This window comes from Pseudomonas sp. 2995-3 (assembly GCF_002742565.1).
Lineage (GTDB): Bacteria > Pseudomonadota > Gammaproteobacteria > Pseudomonadales > Pseudomonadaceae > Aquipseudomonas > Aquipseudomonas edaphica.
In genome coordinates, this window is the sequence record NZ_LJSB01000348.1 from 1 (window position 1) to 476 (window position 476).

A 476-nucleotide genomic window follows, 5' to 3' on the forward strand; every position below is an offset into this window, starting at 1 on the left:
CTATAAAGTAGAACTTCCTCATTCACTGGTGGTACATATACAGCAGTCAGGTTACTTAATTCAGCTGCTCGATCCAATTCAAATAAAGGAATATATGTAATAGATTCATTCTTACTCCCTGCGGCTGTTACAATCGCAACTTCATAGTCATCTGGATACTTTTCCATCAGTGTTAACTTCACTTCTGATGCAATAAAGCTATCATACACCTGGGCGATAATAAGGTGGTGGCGAATTTGTATTTCTGCTCGTTTTAAGCTCGTACCGTCCAGTAGTTGGAAACCATCTATTGGGTCAATTTTTAATGATGAAAACATTGGATCAAGAAAGCTCTGCCCACCAAGGAGTCTTAATTCTACTTCTCCATTTCTTTCTGCCTCCACCAGTTTCTGAACAGTGGACTCTGCCACAAGAGGGTGGCCCGGAACAGCGTATACAACTGGTTCAGTCTCAACAGTTTCTAACAGGGTACGTAC

1 protein-coding gene is annotated in these 476 nt (G+C 41.4%); it reads right to left on the reverse strand.

The window, feature by feature from the left end:
* Nucleotides 1-476 (reverse strand): SAM-dependent methyltransferase (locus AOA62_RS29680; RefSeq protein WP_218244221.1); only part of this gene is annotated, 476 nt, incomplete at both ends.